General features: G+C 68.0%; 16 protein-coding genes. 8 read left to right on the plus strand and 8 right to left on the minus strand.

The genetic code is table 11. The annotated features are described in order from the left end of the window. Nucleotides 1–360 precede the first annotated feature (360 nt). On the plus strand, nt 361–1,542 hold the full coding sequence (locus GX543_RS16200; protein WP_290853422.1) for a YbhN family protein: 1,182 nt from the start codon (nt 361–363) through the stop codon (nt 1,540–1,542). A gap of 28 nt (nt 1,543–1,570) precedes the next feature. After that, complete coding sequence (locus tag GX543_RS16205) at nt 1,571–1,975, plus strand: DUF3054 domain-containing protein (RefSeq protein ID WP_290853424.1); 405 nt, start codon at nt 1,571–1,573, stop codon at nt 1,973–1,975. A 26-nt stretch (nt 1,976–2,001) separates the two neighbouring features. Here the strand turns inward: GX543_RS16205 and GX543_RS16210 are convergent, their stop codons facing one another. Continuing rightward, nucleotides 2,002–3,636 (minus strand): NTF2-like N-terminal transpeptidase domain-containing protein, encoded by a 1,635-nt coding sequence (locus tag GX543_RS16210; protein ID WP_290853426.1) that lies wholly within the window; start codon nt 3,634–3,636, stop codon nt 2,002–2,004. Between the two features lie 130 nt (nt 3,637–3,766). On the opposite strand from GX543_RS16210, the gene GX543_RS16215 reads away from it, so the two are divergent. The 5 genes from GX543_RS16215 to GX543_RS16235 all read left to right on the plus strand — a co-directional run bounded on the left by GX543_RS16215 (nt 3,767) and on the right by GX543_RS16235 (nt 11,569). Beyond that, complete coding sequence (locus tag GX543_RS16215; RefSeq protein WP_290853428.1) at nt 3,767–4,504, plus strand: pirin-like bicupin family protein; 738 nt, start codon at nt 3,767–3,769, stop codon at nt 4,502–4,504. A 40-nt stretch (nt 4,505–4,544) separates the two neighbouring features. Beyond that, nucleotides 4,545–6,551, plus strand: coding sequence for a M13-type metalloendopeptidase (locus tag GX543_RS16220; protein ID WP_290853431.1), 2,007 nt, complete (start codon nt 4,545–4,547; stop codon nt 6,549–6,551). 26 nt (nt 6,552–6,577) lie between these two features. Continuing rightward, nucleotides 6,578–8,689 carry an MMPL family transporter gene (locus GX543_RS16225; RefSeq protein WP_290853433.1) on the plus strand — a complete coding sequence of 704 codons (2,112 nt, stop codon included), beginning with the start codon at nt 6,578–6,580 and terminating at the stop codon, nt 8,687–8,689. 108 nt (nt 8,690–8,797) lie between these two features. After that, complete coding sequence (locus GX543_RS16230; RefSeq protein WP_290853435.1) at nt 8,798–10,540, plus strand: ATP-binding protein; 1,743 nt, start codon at nt 8,798–8,800, stop codon at nt 10,538–10,540. Nucleotides 10,541–10,612: 72 nt separating this feature from the next. After that, nucleotides 10,613–11,569 (plus strand): R2-like ligand-binding oxidase, encoded by a 957-nt coding sequence (locus GX543_RS16235; RefSeq protein ID WP_290853437.1) that lies wholly within the window; start codon nt 10,613–10,615, stop codon nt 11,567–11,569. A 7-nt stretch (nt 11,570–11,576) separates the two neighbouring features. Here GX543_RS16235 and GX543_RS16240 read toward each other — a convergent pair whose 3' ends face one another. Both GX543_RS16240 and GX543_RS16245 read right to left on the minus strand, forming a co-directional pair. Next, on the minus strand, nt 11,577–12,683 hold the full coding sequence (locus GX543_RS16240) for an Ig-like domain-containing protein (RefSeq protein ID WP_290853450.1): 1,107 nt from the start codon (nt 12,681–12,683) through the stop codon (nt 11,577–11,579). Between the two features lie 125 nt (nt 12,684–12,808). Continuing rightward, complete coding sequence (locus GX543_RS16245) at nt 12,809–13,114, minus strand: hypothetical protein (RefSeq protein ID WP_290853439.1); 306 nt, start codon at nt 13,112–13,114, stop codon at nt 12,809–12,811. Nucleotides 13,115–13,166: 52 nt separating this feature from the next. Between GX543_RS16245 and GX543_RS16250 the strand changes: the two genes are divergently transcribed. Then, nucleotides 13,167–14,024 (plus strand): alpha/beta fold hydrolase, encoded by an 858-nt coding sequence (locus tag GX543_RS16250; protein WP_290853441.1) that lies wholly within the window; start codon nt 13,167–13,169, stop codon nt 14,022–14,024. A gap of 35 nt (nt 14,025–14,059) precedes the next feature. Here the strand turns inward: GX543_RS16250 and GX543_RS16255 are convergent, their stop codons facing one another. The 5 genes from GX543_RS16255 to GX543_RS16275 all read right to left on the minus strand — a co-directional run. Further along, a complete protein-coding gene (locus GX543_RS16255; protein WP_290853442.1) occupies nt 14,060–14,677 on the minus strand; it encodes a TetR family transcriptional regulator in 618 nt (205 codons plus the stop codon). Next, nucleotides 14,674–15,873: an FAD-dependent oxidoreductase gene (locus tag GX543_RS16260; RefSeq protein WP_290853443.1), complete on the minus strand. Its 1,200-nt coding sequence runs from the start codon at nt 15,871–15,873 to the stop codon at nt 14,674–14,676. Before GX543_RS16260 ends, GX543_RS16255 begins: the two co-directional genes overlap by 4 nt. Further along, on the minus strand, nt 15,870–16,049 hold the full coding sequence (locus tag GX543_RS16265) for a rubredoxin (RefSeq protein WP_062394457.1): 180 nt from the start codon (nt 16,047–16,049) through the stop codon (nt 15,870–15,872). Before GX543_RS16265 ends, GX543_RS16260 begins: the two co-directional genes overlap by 4 nt. 1 nt (nt 16,050) lies before the next feature. Continuing rightward, nucleotides 16,051–16,218 (minus strand): rubredoxin, encoded by a 168-nt coding sequence (locus GX543_RS16270; RefSeq protein ID WP_290853446.1) that lies wholly within the window; start codon nt 16,216–16,218, stop codon nt 16,051–16,053. Continuing rightward, nucleotides 16,215–17,018, minus strand: an 804-nt coding sequence (locus GX543_RS16275) for an alkane 1-monooxygenase (RefSeq protein ID WP_290853448.1), incomplete at its 5' end; no start/stop codon positions are given. The genes GX543_RS16275 and GX543_RS16270, both read right to left, overlap by 4 nt.

Genomic DNA, 17,018 nt, shown 5'->3' on the forward strand with positions numbered 1-17,018 from the left:
CCCCAGACTGCTGCACCGCAGAAGGCTGCGCCACGCAAGGCTGCGCCTGTGCCGCCTGCGTCGCAGAAACCGGCACCGCAACGGCCCGCGGCACCGCGGCCCGAGCCAGGGCGTTCGGGTCCCGCACCGCGGCCGCAGCGACCGACCCCGGCGCCCCCGGCACCGGAGCCGAAGGCCCCAGAACCGACCGCACCCGAGCCGAACGCACCAGAACCGACCGCGCCGTCGCGCGAGCTGCGATCCGACCGCGGCGACACCGGCACGCAGATCAGCGTTCAGGATCTGTTGCGACGAAGTCGCGCGCAGCAGTCGCCCGACGACGAATAGGCCGTCCCGCCCCGGGCAGTTAGGCTGGAGCGCATGCCCGAAGACGACGCCGACGACGTCGCCGAGGAGAGCTCGCCCGGCACGCAGTCCTCGCGACCGTGGCGTCGTTGGCTCCGATGGACCCTGATCATCGCGGTCGTCGCGATCCTGACGGTCGAGGCTGTCATCATCTGGCCCCAGCTCGAACAGGCGTGGGCGCGGATCGGCGAACTCCGCTGGGAGTACATCGCCCTCTCGCTCGTCGCCGCGATGCTCTCGATGGACAGCTATGCCCATGTGCAGCGCGTCTTGATGCGTTCCGCGGGTGTCGCCGTCCGCCAGCGCGAGTCGCTCGCGGTGATCTTGGCCTCCAACGCCGTCTCGCAGACCATGCCGGGCGGACAGGTTCTCGCACCGGCCTTCATCTATCGCGAGAGTCGCCGGTGGGGTGCGAGCCCCGTCGTCGCGTCCTGGCAGCTGGTGATGTCGGGCCTGCTGGCGGGTGCGGGCCTGGCGCTCCTCGGCCTCGGCGGCGCGCTGCTCGCGGGAGCCAAGACGAGCCCCTTCTCCGTCCTCTTCACCGTCTCGCTGTTCATCGTCTTCGTCGCGGTCATGCAGTACGTCGCGAGCCACCCCCAGGCACTGGAGATCATCGCCGCGCGGCTGCTGTCGTGGTTCAACGGCGTGCGCGACAAGCCCGCAGACTACGGCACCGAGAAGCTCCACCAGACCATCACCCAGCTGCGCGCGGTGAAACTCGACCGCCGCAATGCCACGGAGGCCTTCGGCTGGAGCCTGTTCAACTGGATCGCCGACGTCGCCTGCCTGGCTGCCGCGTGTTACGCCGTCAACGCTCACCCGTCGATCCCCGGCCTGATGGTGGCCTACGCCGCCGGCAAGGCGGTCGGCACCGCGGTACCGCTGCTGCCCGCGGGCATCGGCGTGGTCGACAGCGTGATGTTCGCTGCGCTGGTGCAGGCGGGCATGACCACTCCGGACGCGGTCACCGCGGTCCTGATCTACCGCATCGTCAGCTACGTGCTGGTGTCGCTGGTCGGCTGGGCCATCATCGCGATCCGGTTCCGCGGTTCGTTCAAGTCCGGACGCAGCCTCGACGACGAGATCGCCGACGACACCACCCAGAAGCACGCCGCCATCGACCCGGCGACACTCGACCCCGACCGGAAGCACCCCGACAGCCCCCCGGACGAGCGGCGAGATCCGCCGACGCGGTGAGCTTTCGGCGCCCCACTAAACTGAGGCCATGACCGCGCCCTCCCCCGCTCAGCGTTTCGTCTTCCCCGCCGTCGCCGACATCGTCGCCATCGCCGTCTTCATCGCGATCGGGCGCCGCAGCCACGACGAGTCCGGTTCCATCGTCGGGTACCTGAACAGCGTCTGGCCGTTCCTGGTCGGCGGCGCGGTCGGTTGGGCGGTGGCCGCCGCGGTCAGCCGCGGTCGTGGGTTCGCCCCCGCGGGCCTGTGGCCCGCGGGAGTCTGCATCTGGATCTCGACAGTCGTGATCGGCATGCTGCTTCGGGTGGCCTCCGGGCAGGGCACCGCGCTGGCGTTCTGCATCGTGGCGTCGATCTCCACCGCGGTGCTGCTTCTCGGCTGGCGCGCGGTGGTCGCAGCCCTGACGCGTCGCAGTGCGCCGGCAGCGGTCTAGGGCCCATCGGTCTAAGGCCGCGCGGGCTACTTGATCCGGAAGTACTTCTGCAGCACCTGCAACGCGGCGGTTCCCGACCTGTCGCCCTCGGTGTAGATCACGATCACCTTGCCGCCTTGCGAGCCGACGAACCAGCCCGGCCCCTGCGGTCCGTTGGTCCCGACCAGCGCACGCAGTCCCGGCGCGCCCTTGATGTCGCTGGCGTCGCCGGTCTTGGCGATCGTGGCCATAGTCTTGCGGATCTCACGGACGACGTCGTCGTCGAACTTTCCGAAGTCGCCGCCGCTCACCTTGCTCTCGGCGCCCTTGATCACCGAGGGCGCCACCGCGGAGTCCTTGCCCTCCGCCGAGCGCTCCATCGCTACGCCGAGCGCGGCCATGCTGAGCATCGACGCGGTGTAATCCTTGGGGTGGTAGGCCGCGGTGGTGACACGCGGCCGGGTGTCGCCCGGGAGGCTGACGCCGGGGATCGTGTACTCGAGCCCCAGGCCCAGTGAGTTCAGGATCGGCGCCGCCGACTTGGCGTCGCTCCCCTTCCCCGCGGCGTTGATCGCGTCGAACACCGGATCCAGGGTGCTGCCGACGGGGTAGGCGATGCCCGCTTCGATCCGATTCTTTGCCGCGGCCTCGTTCTGCGCCATCGCCTGGATTCCGCCGGACTCGGCGTCGAGGATCATCATGGTGGCGGGCTGCGCCACCTCGACGACCGCGTCGCCGAGCGTCAGTTGCACGCCCGGATTAATCGTCGTCTGGACGTCCGGCCCGGCGCCGCCCTGTTTGCCTGCGAGTTTCTGCGGCGGCGTCCCCGGTGTCACCAGCTGCACCTGCCAGCCCGCGGTCGCGTCGCGGATCGCGTTCCAGTAGTTCGTGAGACCGGAGGAGAGCGGAGTGGACAGTCTGCGGTCGCTCATCACCAGCATGCCGGTCTTGTTGACGTTGACCCCCGCGATGCGCGACGGATCGGTGTCGAGCATGTCCATGTCGGAGTCGCGGAGCGTGACGGCGATGACCTCCTGCCCCTTGGCGTCAGCCAACTGCTTGTTGATCGACGCGACGGTGACCTTCGGCGCCACCGGCTCCACCGCCGCCGCGAGCGACCGGACGGTCTTCTCCAGGTTCTTGGTGGTCGCCGGGTTCACCGCGATCTCGGTGACCGGCTGAATCTGCATGAAGGGTCTGCCGCCGGCACTGCGCACGGTGGGCGCCGGCTTCGCATCGGTCCGCACCTCCTGCAGGCGGCCGTCGGCGGTGAGGCCGGTGTAGAGCAGACCCGGATCCCACTGGACCTTCCACCCCGACGACAGGCGGCGCGCCGACCCCGAGGTCTTGGTCTCGAACTCGTGGTCCCCGGCCCAGTTCCAGGTGGTGGTCAGGCTGAACGACGCGCTGCCGTCGCTGTACTCCACCAGTCGGCCCGGCTCGACGGAGACCTCCTTGGCGTGCATTCCGGCGAACGTGACTCCGAGCGACTCCGCCGCCTGACTCGGCGACGTCGTCATGTCGGCCGCCCCCGGCGTGTCCTGCCGACTCATCGCGTCGGCGAACGCCTGGACCGCTCGTGACGCATCCGTGTCATCGTCCGAGGAGCACGACGTCGACGCCAGCACCAAGACAAAAGCGGCAATGACGGCGGTGGCCCCTCGCGCACCCCGCAGACTCATAGTCCCAATTATCACTCTAATCCCACCCGTTTCACACCCCCAGGCTTCCTTTCTGGAAACTATGTGGTCACAATCGCACAACGCCCCGGCCCGCGCTCGTGTTCCACGCCGCACGGAGGACAATGGATTCATGAGCAAACTGATCATCCGTTCAGATGAACGTGCACGCACGACCACCGAGTGGCTCGACTCGGCGCACTCGTTCTCGTTCGGCGATCACTACGACCCGACCAATACCCACCACGGCGTGCTCCTCGTGCAGAACGAGGACGTCGTCGCGCCAGGCCAGGGTTTCGACACCCATCCCCACGCCGAGACTGAGATCATCACGTGGGTGCTCTCCGGCTCGCTGGTGCACCAGGACTCCGAGGGGAACGCCGGTGCCATCTACCCCGGGCTGGCCCAGCGCATGAGCGCAGGCCGCGGGATCCTGCACTCCGAACGCAACGATCACGTCGAATCGCCGGATCCCGTGCACGTAGACCCCGTGCACTTCGTGCAGATGTGGGTGATGCCCGACGAGTTCGGCATCGATCCCGGTTACGAGCAGCTCGACATCGCGAGCGAACTGCAGCCCGGCCGCCTCGTCACCGTCGCCTCCGGCGCCCCCGGCCACGATTCGGCCATTCGGATCGCCAATCGCGGGGCCACACTATCCGCGGCGCGCCTCACCGCCGGCCAGCAGGTCGTCATCCCGACCTCGCGCTTCACCCACCTGTTCGTCACGCGCGGCAGCGTGGAGGTCGACGGCGATCTGCTGTCGTCGTCCGACGCGCTCCGGGCCGCCGATTTCGGCGGTTCGACGGTCCGTGCAATCACCGACGCCGAAGTCCTGATCTGGTCGATGGACGCACGCCTCGGCGAGTAGGCCGCTGTGTCCCGGCGGCGCCCGCCGGATCAATGTCACTATGGAGGGCGTGACTATCGAGCAGACCTCGGGCCTCGACCTCGAGTGGGTCGACCCCTCCGTGCGCGCAGCAGACGATCTCTTCACCCACGTCAACGGCAAGTGGCTCCAGACCCACCAGATACCCGACGACCGCAGCATCGACGGCGCCTTCCACGCCCTCCGCGACAACGCTGAAGCCGACGTCCGCACCATCGTCGAGGAGTGCGCCGAAGGCGGAGACGAGACTGCGCCGCCGGGCGATGCCGACGAGGCCGCCAAGATCGGCGCGCTGTACCGCTCGTTCATGGACGCCGAGCGCATCGAGTCGCTCGGCCTGGCGCCGGTCGCCGACGACCTGGCCGCCATCGAGGCGATCAGCACTCCCGCCGAGCTGGCGACCATGCTCGGCGAGCTGGCCCGCGGCGGCATCGGCGGGCTGTTCGGCTTCTACGTCGACACCGACTCGCGCGACTCCAGCCGCTACTTGGTGCACATCGTGCAGTCGGGCCTCGGACTGCCCGACGAGTCGTACTACCGCGAGGACAAGCACGCGCAGACCCGCGATCAGTACGTCGCCCATGTCTCGGCGATGCTCGGCCTGGCCGGGTTCGCCGACCCGGATGCCTCCGCCGCCGCGGTCCTGTCGCTGGAGACCGACCTCGCGTCGCACCACTGGGACGTGGTCCGCAGGCGCGATGCCGAAGCCAACTACAACCTGCGCACTCTCGCCGAGTTCGACGAGGCGGCGGCCGGATTCGACCTGAACGCCTGGCTCGACGCAGTGACGGGCGGGGGCGCCACCGATGCGTTCGGCGAGGTGGTGATCGGCCAGCCGTCGTTCATCACCGGCGGCGCGCAGGTGCTCGCCGCGCGGCCGTTGGCCGACGTGAAGGCCTGGCTGTCGTCCCGACTGCTGCGCACCGCCGCGCCCTACCTCTCGTCGCCGTTCGTCGACGAGAACTTCGCCTTCTACGGGACCGCCCTGTCCGGCGCGCCGGAGAACCGCGACCGCTGGAAGCGCGGCGTCGGCTTCGTCGAGGGCGCGATGGGATTCGCCGTCGGCAAGCTATATGTGGAACGACACTTCCCGCCCGCGGCCAAGGCTCGGATGGACGAGCTGATCGACAATCTGATCGAGGCGTACCGCCGCAACATCTCCGACCTCGAGTGGATGACGCCGGAGACCCGGGTGCGGGCGCTGTCCAAGCTCGAGCGCTTCACCCCGAAGGTCGGCTACCCGAGCACCTGGCTCTCGTACGACGGCCTGGAGGTGGACCCGACCGACCTGATCGGGAACGTCCAGCGCTCGGCGGCCTACGAGACCGACCGCGAACTGCGCAAGATCGGCTCGCCGGTCGACCGCGACGAATGGTTCATGACCCCGCAGACGGTCAACGCCTACTACAACCCCGGTATGAACGAGATCGTCTTCCCGGCCGCGATTCTGCAGCCGCCGTTCTTCGATCCCGAGGCCGACGGCGCCGCCAACTACGGCGGCATCGGCGCGGTGATCGGCCACGAGATCGGTCACGGCTTCGACGACCAGGGCGCCAAGTACGACGGCGACGGCAACCTGGTCGACTGGTGGACCGACGACGACCGCACCGAGTTCGGCAAGCGGACGTCGGCGCTGTCGGCCCAGTACGCCGAGTTCACACCCAGCGGACTCGATACGGAGTACAAGGTCAACGGCGATTTCACGCTCGGCGAGAACATCGGCGACCTCGGCGGCCTGTCGATCGCACTGGTCGCGTACCGGATCGCTCTCGAAGCCGTCGGCGGCGACGCCCCGATCATCGACGATCTCACCGGTCAGCAGCGGGTGTTCTTCAGCTGGGCGCAGATCTGGCGCACCAAGACCCGCGACGAGGAGGCGATCCGTCGCCTGTCGATCGACCCGCACTCGCCGCCGGAGTTCCGCTGCAACGGGGTCATCCGCAACGTCGACTCCTTCTACGAGGCCTTCGACGTCACCCCAGGCGACGACCTGTATCTGGAGCCGGACGAGCGCGTCCGCATCTGGTGAAGGTGGCACTCGTGTAAACCGGTGCCATGACCTCCCGCCATCTGCTGCGCGTCGTACTGCCTGCCGTCCTCGTCCTGATCTGGCTCGCGATCGCCGGCGTCACCGGTCCGCTCGCAGGCAAACTGGCCAGCGTCTCCAGCAACGACGCCAGCTCGTTCCTGCCTGCATCCGCGGAATCGACGAAGGTCGCCGAAGAACTTCCGAACTTCACCGACACCGACTACTTCCCGGCGATCGTCGTCGCCGAGAAGGACTCGGCGATGACGCCGCAGGACCGCGCCTTCGTCGCCGACACCGTGGGCCGGTTCGCGGGCACGCCTGGCTTCGCGGAGCGCTTCTCGCCCGCGGTGCCGTCGGCCGACGGGCTGGCCGTGCAGATGTTCGTCCCGGTCTCCACCGATGGAAAGCCCAAGGAGCAGATCGGCGAACTCCGCGATGCCCTGGCGAACCCGCCGCCCGGCGTCACCGTCGCGATCACCGGCCCGGCCGCCCAGGCAGCCGACCTGTCGAAGGCATTCGCGGGCATCGACGGCATCCTGCTGCTGGTGGCCGGCATCGTCGTGCTGCTGATCCTGATCGTCGTCTATCGCTCGCCGATCCTGCCGTTCGTGGTCCTCTTCTCGGCGATCTTCGCGCTCGCACTGGCGTCCGGCGCGGTGTACGGCCTCGCGAAGTCGGGCACCCTCGAACTGAACGGGCAGAGTCAGGGCATCCTGTTCATCCTGGTCTTCGGCGCCGCGACCGACTACGCCCTCCTCCTGGTGGCGCGGTACCGCGAGTCGCTGGCCGACGAACCCGATGCTCGCACCGCGCTGTGGGCGGCGTGGCGAGCCACCCTCCCACCGATCGCCGCGTCGGCCACCACGGTGATCCTCGGTGTGCTGTGCCTGATGCTCTCCGACCTGAACTCCAACCGCAGCCTGGGTCCCATCGCGGCGATTGGCATCGCCGCGTCGCTGCTGGCCTCCATCACCTTCCTGCCCGCCGCGCTCGCACTGATCGGCCGGGTGGCCTTCTGGCCCAAGGTCCCGACCGCGGAGACCGGCGCGTCGCACCGCATCTGGCAGCGAGTGGCGGCATTCGTCTCGCGCTCGCCGCGCAAGGTCTGGGCGGGCACACTGGTGGTCCTGGTGATCGGCGCGGCGTTCGCCCCGATGTTCCGTGCCGACGGTGTCTCGACCGACGACTTCTTCCTCGGCGAAGTGGAGTCGGTGACCGGCGCGCAGATGCACGCCCGCCATTTCGACGCCGGGTCGGGCACGCCCACCTGGATCATCGTCGACGAGGGCAGCGCGACCGCCGTCGCCGAGAAGACCCGGACCGTCGACGGTGTCGCCTCCGCCGAAGTCCTCACCGCCGACATGACACCGGTGACGCACGACGGCCGCCAGGCCGTGCAGGTCACACTGGCCGACGACCCCAACTCCCTCGTCGCTCAGGACACGGTCGTCGCGATCCGCGACGCGGTGGAAACCGTTCCGAACGCCGATGCCATCGTCGGCGGCGGCACCGCGGTCGACCTCGACACCCGCGTCACCGCCCAGCACGACCGCAACCTGATCATTCCGATCGTCCTGGTGGTGGTCCTGATCGTGTTGATCGTGCTGCTGCGCAGCCTGGTGGCCCCGCTGCTTCTGCTGGCCACCACCGTGCTGTCGTTCGGGACCGCACTCGGCGTCGGCGCGCTGCTGTTCAACGGTCCGTTCGGCTTCCCCGGCGCCGACCCGGTGGTACCGCTCTTCGCCTTCGTCTTCCTGGTCGCGCTGGGCATCGACTACAACATCTTCCTGATGACCCGCGCCCGCGAGGAGGCGCACAAGCACGGCACGCGCGACGGCATGATTCGGGCGCTGACCAGCACCGGCGGTGTGATCAGCGCGGCGGGTCTGGTGCTGGCCGCCACGTTCAGCGCACTGGCGGTGATCCCGCTGATGTTCCTGGCGCAGATCGCCTTCCTCGTCGCCTTCGGTGTGCTGGTCGACACCTTGATCGTGCGGTCCTTGCTGGTGCCGGCCCTAACACTCGACATCGGTCCGCGGATCTGGTGGCCCGGCAAGCCGGACCCGGACACTGCCCGGGACGATCGCAGTCCAGCGGAGGGTGACGGCGTCCTCCCCGATCCCAGCGATGCCCGGTGATGGGTGGTCCGCACCGGGCACCTGCAGCCTCATCAACACTCTCGGCGCACACTTTGCACATTTGATTTAAATATTTAAAACCTAGCCGTCTCATCTACACTCGAGGTCATGATGTGGACGCCTGAGCGACTACAGGAGCTGTTCGGGGACCTTCGAACCCACGGCGGCGACCGTACGGACGTCGAGGTGAAACTCGGGACCGGTGGATGCCCGACGGTCATCGACACCTTGTGCGCATTTGCCAACCTGCCGACCGGCGGAACCATCATCGTCGGTGTCGACGAGGCCGCCGACTTCGCCGTGGTCGGCGTCCACGACGTCGCAACGATCGAGCAGGGGATCGCTTCTCAAGCACGCAACGCACTGATTCCGCCTCCGCACGTCGAGTTTGAAATCGCGGTCGTCGACGATCGGCAGATCGTTGTCGCGGTGGTCACGGGCTTGCCCGCCTCCGATCGTCCGTGCCGAACGAAGTCCGGCGGACATGCCTACCTGCGACAAGCGGACGGCGATTACCGGATGTCCGAGCAAGAGATCGCCCAGTTGATCTCGCTGCGCGATCGCCCCCGCTACGACTCAGCGCCCGTGCCGCTCACGTCGGTCGCAGACCTCGATCCGCGCCTGGTTCCCCAGTTCATCGCCGAGGCACGTACTGGGTCCCGTCGACTCGCCGAGGCCTCTGACGACCAGATTCTTCGCTTCCGCGCTGTCATCGCCCCGGGGACGGATCAGCTCTCGGTGGCCGGGCTGTACGCGCTAGGGACCTATCCCCAACAGTTCATCCCGTCGCTGGCTGTCACTGCGGCAGTCGAGCTTCCAGATCGTCGCGAGGGGCGCACCCGTGACCTCGCCGATTTCGACGGCCCACTCCCCGACCTCCTCGACCAGGCAATGGAGTGGGTCCGCCGTAACACCGGACGCACCATGCGTTACGGACCAGACGGCCACGGGATGGACGAAGACGAGATCCCCATGGTGGCCGTCCGAGAACTGATCGCGAATGCCCTCGTCCACCGTGACCTCGGCCCACACACCCAGACCAAGCGCGTCGAGATTCGGATCAAAGACGATCGCCTGGTGATCACCAATCCCGGGGGGCTCTGGGGGATCACCGTCGCACAGCTCGGTACCGCGGCAGGCAAGTCCTCAGTGAACGAGTACCTCTACGACATGTCCAAGCTGATCCGCACGCCGAACGGCAAACGCATCATCGAGGGCGAAGGCGGGGGAATCCGCGAGGCCCGTGCAGCCCTCCGCAAGGCGGGTCTCCGCACCCCCACCTTCTCCGACGCAAGCGTCCGATTCACCGCTGTCGTATCTCGGCATTCGCTTCTGACTTCAGATGATCTTGCGTGGCTCGGCGAGGTCGCCGCCGATGCGCCCCTATCCGATATGCAGCGCGAGATCCTGGTGTCCATGCGGAGCGGCCAGATCTGGACGAACTCCCTTGTGCGGGACGAGTATGCACCGATCGATTCCATCGCGGCGCGCGCTCTCCTCCAGGGTTTGGTGAATGCAGGCGTCGCGGATGCGCTCGGCGATCGCGGCTCGACGACGTACCGGTTGGCCGCACACCTGGTGGACGACACCAAACAGACGACGCCGACGGTCGACGTCATCGCCCCCTTGTTCCCCACCGACGACCGGCAGATCGATCTGCCTGCGGTCAGCAAGAACGCACCCGCGGTGTGGGATTCACTCGACAGGCCGGGCAGTCTCGCGGAGATCGCGGAGCGGTCAGGCCTGTCTCACTCCCAGACCAGTTACGCCCTACGCAAGCTCGCCCACCTCGACCTCGTCGAACAAGTCGGTGGACGCGGCGACCGGAGCACCGAGTACCGACGAAGGTGACGGTCGCGTACCGGCACCACTTGTGTTGCGATTCGACGAGACGCGGCGCGAAAGCGGACTAGGGTCGCGGTCATGACCGTGACGCACTCTGGTTCTGGACAGCGACAGGGATTCTCGACGCTACGCGCGGGCGGATTGCACTGGGAGGCGTTTCCGCTCCGCCTGTTCACCAAGGGCAACGGTAAGACGTGGGATCCCGCGGCACTCGATTTCAGTGCGGACGCCGCCGACTGGGCCGCGCTGGACGACGACCAGCGGCGCAGTGCCACCTACCTCGTCGCGCAGTTCGTCGCGGGCGAGGAGGCCGTGACCCAGGACATCCAGCCGTTCATGTCGGCGATGGCGTCCGAGGGTCGCTTCGGCGACGAGATGTACCTGTCGCAGTTCTGCCTCGAAGAGGCCAAGCACGCGCAGGGCTTCCGGCTGTGGATGGACGCCGTCGGCCTCGTCGACGACCTGCACCCCTACGTCGCGGAGAATCCGTTCTACCGGCAGCTGTTCTACGACGAACTGCCCCGGTCACTGCAGATTCTGTCCTCCGACCCGTCGCCGCTCAACCAGATCCGCGCCAGCGTCACCTACAACCACGTGATCGAAGGATCCCTGGCGCTGACCGGCTACTTCGCCTGGCAGAAGATCTGCGTCGAACGCGGCATCCTCCCCGGCATGCAGTCGCTGATCAGCCACATCGCCGACGACGAGCGTCGGCACATGGCATGGGGCACCTTCACCTGCCGCAGGCATGTCGCCGCCGACGACAGCCTGTGGGACGCGGTCACCGAGCGCATGGGCGAACTGCTGCCCATGGCGCTCGGCATGATCTCCTGGGTCAACGAGCAGTTCGACGAGCCGCCGTTCGGCATCGACAACGGCGAGTTCCTCTCGTACGCCGCCGATCGCGCCCAGCGCAGACTGGGCGCCATCGAGTCGGCACGCGGTCGCCCGGTGGAAGAGATCGACCTCGACTACTCGCCCGCGACCCTCGAGGACACGTTCGGCGACGAGGATCGCGCATCCCTGGAGGGGTGAGCGCCTATTACGCAGCCCCGGCCTGCCACTGCTCCCAGGTCAGCTCCCAGTCGCCGTAGGTGTCCCACACCGGCAGCGGCGGGCCGCCGGAGTTGGTGACCTCGACGACGTCTCCGAGACCGAAGTTGTCGAACATCCACTTCGAGTCCTCGGGACTGAGGTTCACGCAGCCGTGCGAGACGTTGGCCGCGCCCTGCTGCCCGACGGACCACGGCGCAGAGTGGACGAACTCACCGTCGTTGGAGATGCGCAGGTCGTTGTAAACGGTCTCGCGATAGTAGCCGGGATCGCCCTGGCACACGCCGTAGGTGCACGAGTCCATCACGGTGACCGCTGCCTTCTCCGAGATCACGTGCGGGCCGCTGTGCGACGGGTTGGCGGGCTCGCCCAGGCTCATCGGCATCTGCTTCACCTGCTTCCCGTTGTGGAAGACGGTGAGGAGTTCGGTGGCGCCGTCGGCCTTGGCGATCCACGAGTCGTGGACCGTGTAGTCCATCGCCGTGTCTTCCGCGCCGTACACGCCGTCACCGAGGTCGACGCCGTAGATGTCGGCCTCGATGTGAATCTTGGTGCCCGGCTTCCAGTACTCGGGTCCGCGGTAGTGGACGTTCTGATCGTCGATCCAATACCAGGCGCCGGGCTGCGCGGGAGCGGTCGTGACCTTGAGTCGCTTCTGCACCTCGTCGCGGTTCTTGACCGGTTTGGTGAACTGGAAGACCATCGGCTGACCGACGCCGATGCCGACACCGTCGACCACCTCGGGCGCCGGAATCACGTTGGCGTACGCGGTGAATTCGGGTGCGATCGTGATGACGTTGAAGGTCTTGGCGACCGGAGCGTTGTCCGCATTCACCGCGGTGGCCCTGACCGTGTAGGTGGCGTCGTAGCCGAGGTCTTCGGTGGTCGACCAGTGGGTGGCGTCACCGTCGAGCGTGCCCGCAACCGCTTTGCCGCTCGCGTTGGTGACCGCGACGTCCTTCAGGGTGCCGTCGGTCGCCGCGACGACGATCGGCTCCGTCGGGTTGATCGGTTTGCCGTTCGCCACGGCGACGCTCACCGTGGCCGGGGGCGGGGGAAGCGCGGAGTCGGCACCGCCGCACGCGGCCAGCACCATCGCCAAGGTGAACAGGCACGCCAGGACGACGATCGACTTCGGTCGGAACACGCTTCTCCCCTTCGACTAGCGCGGCGCTGCGCGCCGCACTGTCCATCGTCCTCCGAGGAGCGCCGGATCGCCCGCTACTTCTTGTCGACCAGGGCCAGCGTCGCGGCGGTGACGCCGACGGTCGCACCGGTCATGACCAGCACCGACGGCCAGGCGCCGATCTTCTTGGCGAGGGGATGTGAGATTCCGAACGCACCCAGGTACGTTGCCGACAAAGCGCCCGTAACCGCCGGCCCCCTGCGCAACCAGCTGCGACCGGCACCCGCACCCGCCGCAGCGAGGACGGCGCCGCCGAGGGGGCGGATTCCCGAGTAGCGGGCCGTGGCGTAGCCGCCGACGAGACCCGCGGCGACGAGCGGAAGAGAAGAGTCGATGTTCATGACAACCAGCCTACGGCTGTCAAGAAATTAGAACACGTTCTATTGTGGAGGCATGGACGTGACCTACGAGGCAACTAAGCGCGAGATCAGCACCGACCAGGCAGTCATCCGCTACCACGAGGCCGGAGAGCAGCACGACGACGTCCTGCTCCTCCTGCACGGCTCCGGACCCGGCGTCAACGGCTGGCGTAACTACCGCGGCAACCTGGAGCACTTCGCCCAGACCCACCACACCTACATCGTCGAGTTCCCGGGCTTCGGCGTCTCCGACGCCGTCGAAGGACATCCGGTCCTGACCGCGGGCGCCTCGGTGATCCGATTCATGGACGCCCTCGACATTCCGTCGGCCGCCATGGTCGGTAATTCGATGGGCGGTGTCGTGGGCATCAACCTGGCGATCAAGTATCCCGAGCGTGTCGAGAAGCTGGTGACCATCGGCGGCGTGGGCCCCAACCTCTTCTCGTCGAGCCCGTCGGAGGGCATCCGCCTGCTGCAGGAGTTCACCGACGCCCCCGACCGCGACAAGCTGCTGCGCTGGCTGAACTCGATGGTCTACGACCGCAAGATCGTCACCGAGGAGCTCATCGAAGAGCGCTGGGAAGCGGCCAACGATCCGGCCGCGCAGAAGACCGCCGCCATGATGTACGGCTCCAAGGCCTTCGCGATGATGCAGCAGTACCAGGCCAACGCCGACACCCCGCCGTACTGGGCGATGATGCACAAGGTGAAGTGCCCGACCCTCCTGACCTGGGGTCGCGACGATCGGGTGAGCCCGCCGGACATGTCGCTGGCGCCGATGCGGCTGATCCCCAACGCCGAACTGCACATCTTCCCGAACTGCGGGCACTGGGTGATGATCGAGGCCAAGGAGGCCTTCGAGGCGACGGTGCGGGCGTTCCTGACCCGCTGAGTCGCTGAAGCCGGCCGAGCTGAGCCGGCGATCGTTCAGGCGCGAGCCGCGACGATCGCCGGCGCCAGCACCGCGGCGAGGTCGTCCGCGACGTCGGTGTCGGCATCCGGGTCCGGCGGCATCGCCACATAACTGAGCGCCATCCGCGCGATCATTCGGGCGATCCGCCCCGCCAGCTCCTGGTCGATCGCGATCCAGGACTCCACGAGCAGCACCTCGAGTTGGGCGCTCGCCGAGGCGATGAGCGGTGCCGCGTCGGTGGTGATGAGCTTGAGCAGATCCGGCTTCGCCTCGCCCGACAGCAGCGATTGAATCAGCGGATCGTCGGCCGCGCTGGCGAGGAAGCCGGTGAAACCGGCCCGCAACGCCCCTTCGACGTCGTCCTCGTGCGCCGCGACGGCCGCGACGATCTCGCCACAGAATTCGTCGGCCAGCCGGAGCGCGTAGGCCTGTGCCAGTCCGGCGCGCGACGAGAACTCGTTGTAGACCGTCTGCCTGCTGACACCGGCCTGCCGAGCGACGTCGGCCATCGTGACCCGCGCCCAGTCCTTCTCGCGCAGCAGGTTCCGCATCCCGTCGAGCAGCGTGGCCCGCAGCAGCTGCTTGCTGGCTTCGGCGTAGCTGGCCGGATGGGGTGCGGTCGGAGCGCTCACACCTTCGAGCCTAGACCCGCCGCGATCTCCGAGCGGCATTCGCGCGCCGCAGCCGCTCGGCCGACGGCTACCGCGCCGATCAGCGCACCTCCCTCGTCGAAGGTCGTCACCAGGGCGTCGCTGTCCGCGAGCGAGCCGTCCACCCGGATGTCGTCCGACGCGGTGGGCCAGCCGACCATCTGAATGTTGACTCCGTACTGCATGGTCCAGGCTCGCGGGACCTCGGCGAAGGTCGGCGCGGGCGTTCCGGCGAGATCGGCCAGCACCGACTTCGCGACGGCCTTGCCCTGGTCGGTGGCTCCGAACCAGTGCTCGCCGCGTGCAGGCGCGCCGGTTCGCAGATCGGGCAGGGCCGCGACGTCGCCCGCGGCGTAGATGCCGGGGACGTCCGTGGCCAGGGCGCTGTTCACCACGATGCCGTCGGGGCACACGGGCACGCCCGCGGCTTCGGCGAGCGCGAGGTCGGGGCGCGCGCCGATGGCGGCGACCACGGTGCCGACCAGATGCGTCCCGTCGGCGAGCTGCACGCGGCGCGGACCGGCGGAATCGGCAGCCGACGAGGTGCGCAGCCACACGCCGTTGTCGGCGTGGAGCGCAGCGAGGTAGTCCGAGACCACCGCGGGCATCACCCGGCCGACCAGTCGGTCACTGACTTCGACCACCGAGGCGCTCATCCCGTGGGAGGCAGCCGAGGCCGCCAGTTCGAGGCCGATGAGGCCGCCGCCGATGACGATGAGCCGCTCCGACCGACGGAGATCGTCACGGATCGCGAGCGCGTCGTCGCGGGTCCGCAGCGACGGCACCGCGTCGTCGAGCCATCCCGGCCGGACCGGTTGCCCTCCGGTGGCCAGGACGAGTGCCGCATAGCGCAGAGCGCTGCCGTCGTCGAGGGCGACGGTCCGCGCGTCGGGGTCGATCGCGGTGACGCGGACACTGTCCCGGACGTCGATGCTCTTGGCATCCCAGAACTCGGGCTTCTGCAGGGCGATGCGCGCCTCGGAGAGGTCGGCGGCCAGGAGGTCCTTGGAGAGCGCCGTGCGACGGTAGGGCAGACCGGGCTCGGCGCCGATCAGCGTGACGGTCCCGCCGTACCCCCCGGCACGCAGCGTGGCCGCCGCGGTGACGCCGGCGGTGCCCGCTCCGATGATCACGATGCCTGCCGCTGAATCGGCGCCGGGCGCGGTCTGGGCGGTCATGACCGGGCGACCTCGACCATCGTGAAGTCGGCCTTGGCCGCGCCGCAGTCCGGGCAGCTCCAGTCGTCTGGGATGTCGTCCCAGCGGGTGCCGGGTTCGATGCCGTCCTCGGGCCAGCCTTCGGCCTCGTCGTACTCGAAGCCGCACTGCTCGCAGCGGAAGAGTTTGAAGTTCACGTCATGCTCCCATCAATTCGAAATCGATCTTCTCGCGGACGCCGCAGTCGGGGCAGGTCCAGTCGTCGGGGACTGCGCTCCACGGAGTGCCGGCCGGGAAGCCCTCTCGGGGAGCGCCTTTGGCCTCGTCGTAGATGTAGTCGCAGACTTCGCACTGGTACGCACTCATGCCGAGGCCTTTCCGTACTTCGCCAGCACCTTGGCTTCCTTGCCCGGCTGGATGTTGACCCGAGTGAGGTCGCCGTCGTAGTGGTCGAGGACGCGGTGGTCCATGATCTTGCGCCAGATCGGCGGGAAGTAGGCGACGGTGATCATGCTGGCGTAGCCGCTCGGCAGGTTCGGGGCTTCGTCGAAGCTGCGCAGCGTCTGGTAGCGGCGCGTGGGGTTCGCGTGATGATCGCTGTGGCGCTGCAGGTGGTACAGGAAGATGTTGGTGCAGATGTGGTCGCTGTTCCAGCTGTGCTGGGGGGTGCAGCGCTCGTAGCGGCCGCGCTCATTCTTGTTGCGGCGCAAGCCGTAGTGCTCGAGGTAGTTGACGGTCTCGAGGAGCGAGAATCCGTACACGGCCTGGATCGCGACGAAGGGCAGGATCTGCCAGCCGAAGATCGCGGTGAGCGCGCCCCACAGGACGATCGACATGACCCAGGCGTTCAGGACGTCGTTGCTCGGGTGGAACACCGGCCGCTCGAGTCGCTTCATGCGGGTCGCTTCGAGTTCCCATGCCGACTTGACACTGCCGATCACACTGCGCGGCAGGAAGGTCCAGAAGCTCTCGCCGAAGCGTGAGCTGGCCGGGTCCTCCGGCGTGGCGACGCGCACGTGGTGGCCGCGGTTGTGCTCGATGAAGAAGTGACCGTAGAAGGTCTGCGCCAGGGTGACCTTCGAGAGCCAGCGCTCCAGGTCGACCTTCTTGTGCCCCATCTCGTGGGCCGTGTTGATGCCGATGCCGCCCACCGCGCCGATCGAGAA

This window comes from Gordonia sp. (in: high G+C Gram-positive bacteria), from assembly GCF_012515855.1.
Lineage (GTDB): Bacteria > Actinomycetota > Actinomycetes > Mycobacteriales > Mycobacteriaceae > Gordonia.

Coding starts and splice junctions, on each gene's coding strand:
- GX543_RS16245 (WP_290853439.1), bottom strand. CDS start 13,114: ATGAACATCGACTCTTCTCTTCCGCTCGTCGCCGCGGGTCTCGTCGGC.
- GX543_RS16215 (WP_290853428.1), top strand. CDS start 3,767: ATGAGCAAACTGATCATCCGTTCAGATGAACGTGCACGCACGACCACC.
- GX543_RS16270 (WP_290853446.1), bottom strand. CDS start 16,218: ATGAGTGCGTACCAGTGCGAAGTCTGCGACTACATCTACGACGAGGCC.
- GX543_RS16260 (WP_290853443.1), bottom strand. CDS start 15,873: ATGACCGCCCAGACCGCGCCCGGCGCCGATTCAGCGGCAGGCATCGTG.
- GX543_RS16225 (WP_290853433.1), top strand. CDS start 6,578: ATGACCTCCCGCCATCTGCTGCGCGTCGTACTGCCTGCCGTCCTCGTC.
- GX543_RS16250 (WP_290853441.1), top strand. CDS start 13,167: ATGGACGTGACCTACGAGGCAACTAAGCGCGAGATCAGCACCGACCAG.
- GX543_RS16220 (WP_290853431.1), top strand. CDS start 4,545: ATGGAGGGCGTGACTATCGAGCAGACCTCGGGCCTCGACCTCGAGTGG.
- GX543_RS16230 (WP_290853435.1), top strand. CDS start 8,798: ATGATGTGGACGCCTGAGCGACTACAGGAGCTGTTCGGGGACCTTCGA.
- GX543_RS16200 (WP_290853422.1), top strand. CDS start 361: ATGCCCGAAGACGACGCCGACGACGTCGCCGAGGAGAGCTCGCCCGGC.
- GX543_RS16235 (WP_290853437.1), top strand. CDS start 10,613: ATGACCGTGACGCACTCTGGTTCTGGACAGCGACAGGGATTCTCGACG.
- GX543_RS16210 (WP_290853426.1), bottom strand. CDS start 3,636: ATGAGTCTGCGGGGTGCGCGAGGGGCCACCGCCGTCATTGCCGCTTTT.
- GX543_RS16205 (WP_290853424.1), top strand. CDS start 1,571: ATGACCGCGCCCTCCCCCGCTCAGCGTTTCGTCTTCCCCGCCGTCGCC.
- GX543_RS16240 (WP_290853450.1), bottom strand. CDS start 12,683: ATGGTGCTGGCCGCGTGCGGCGGTGCCGACTCCGCGCTTCCCCCGCCC.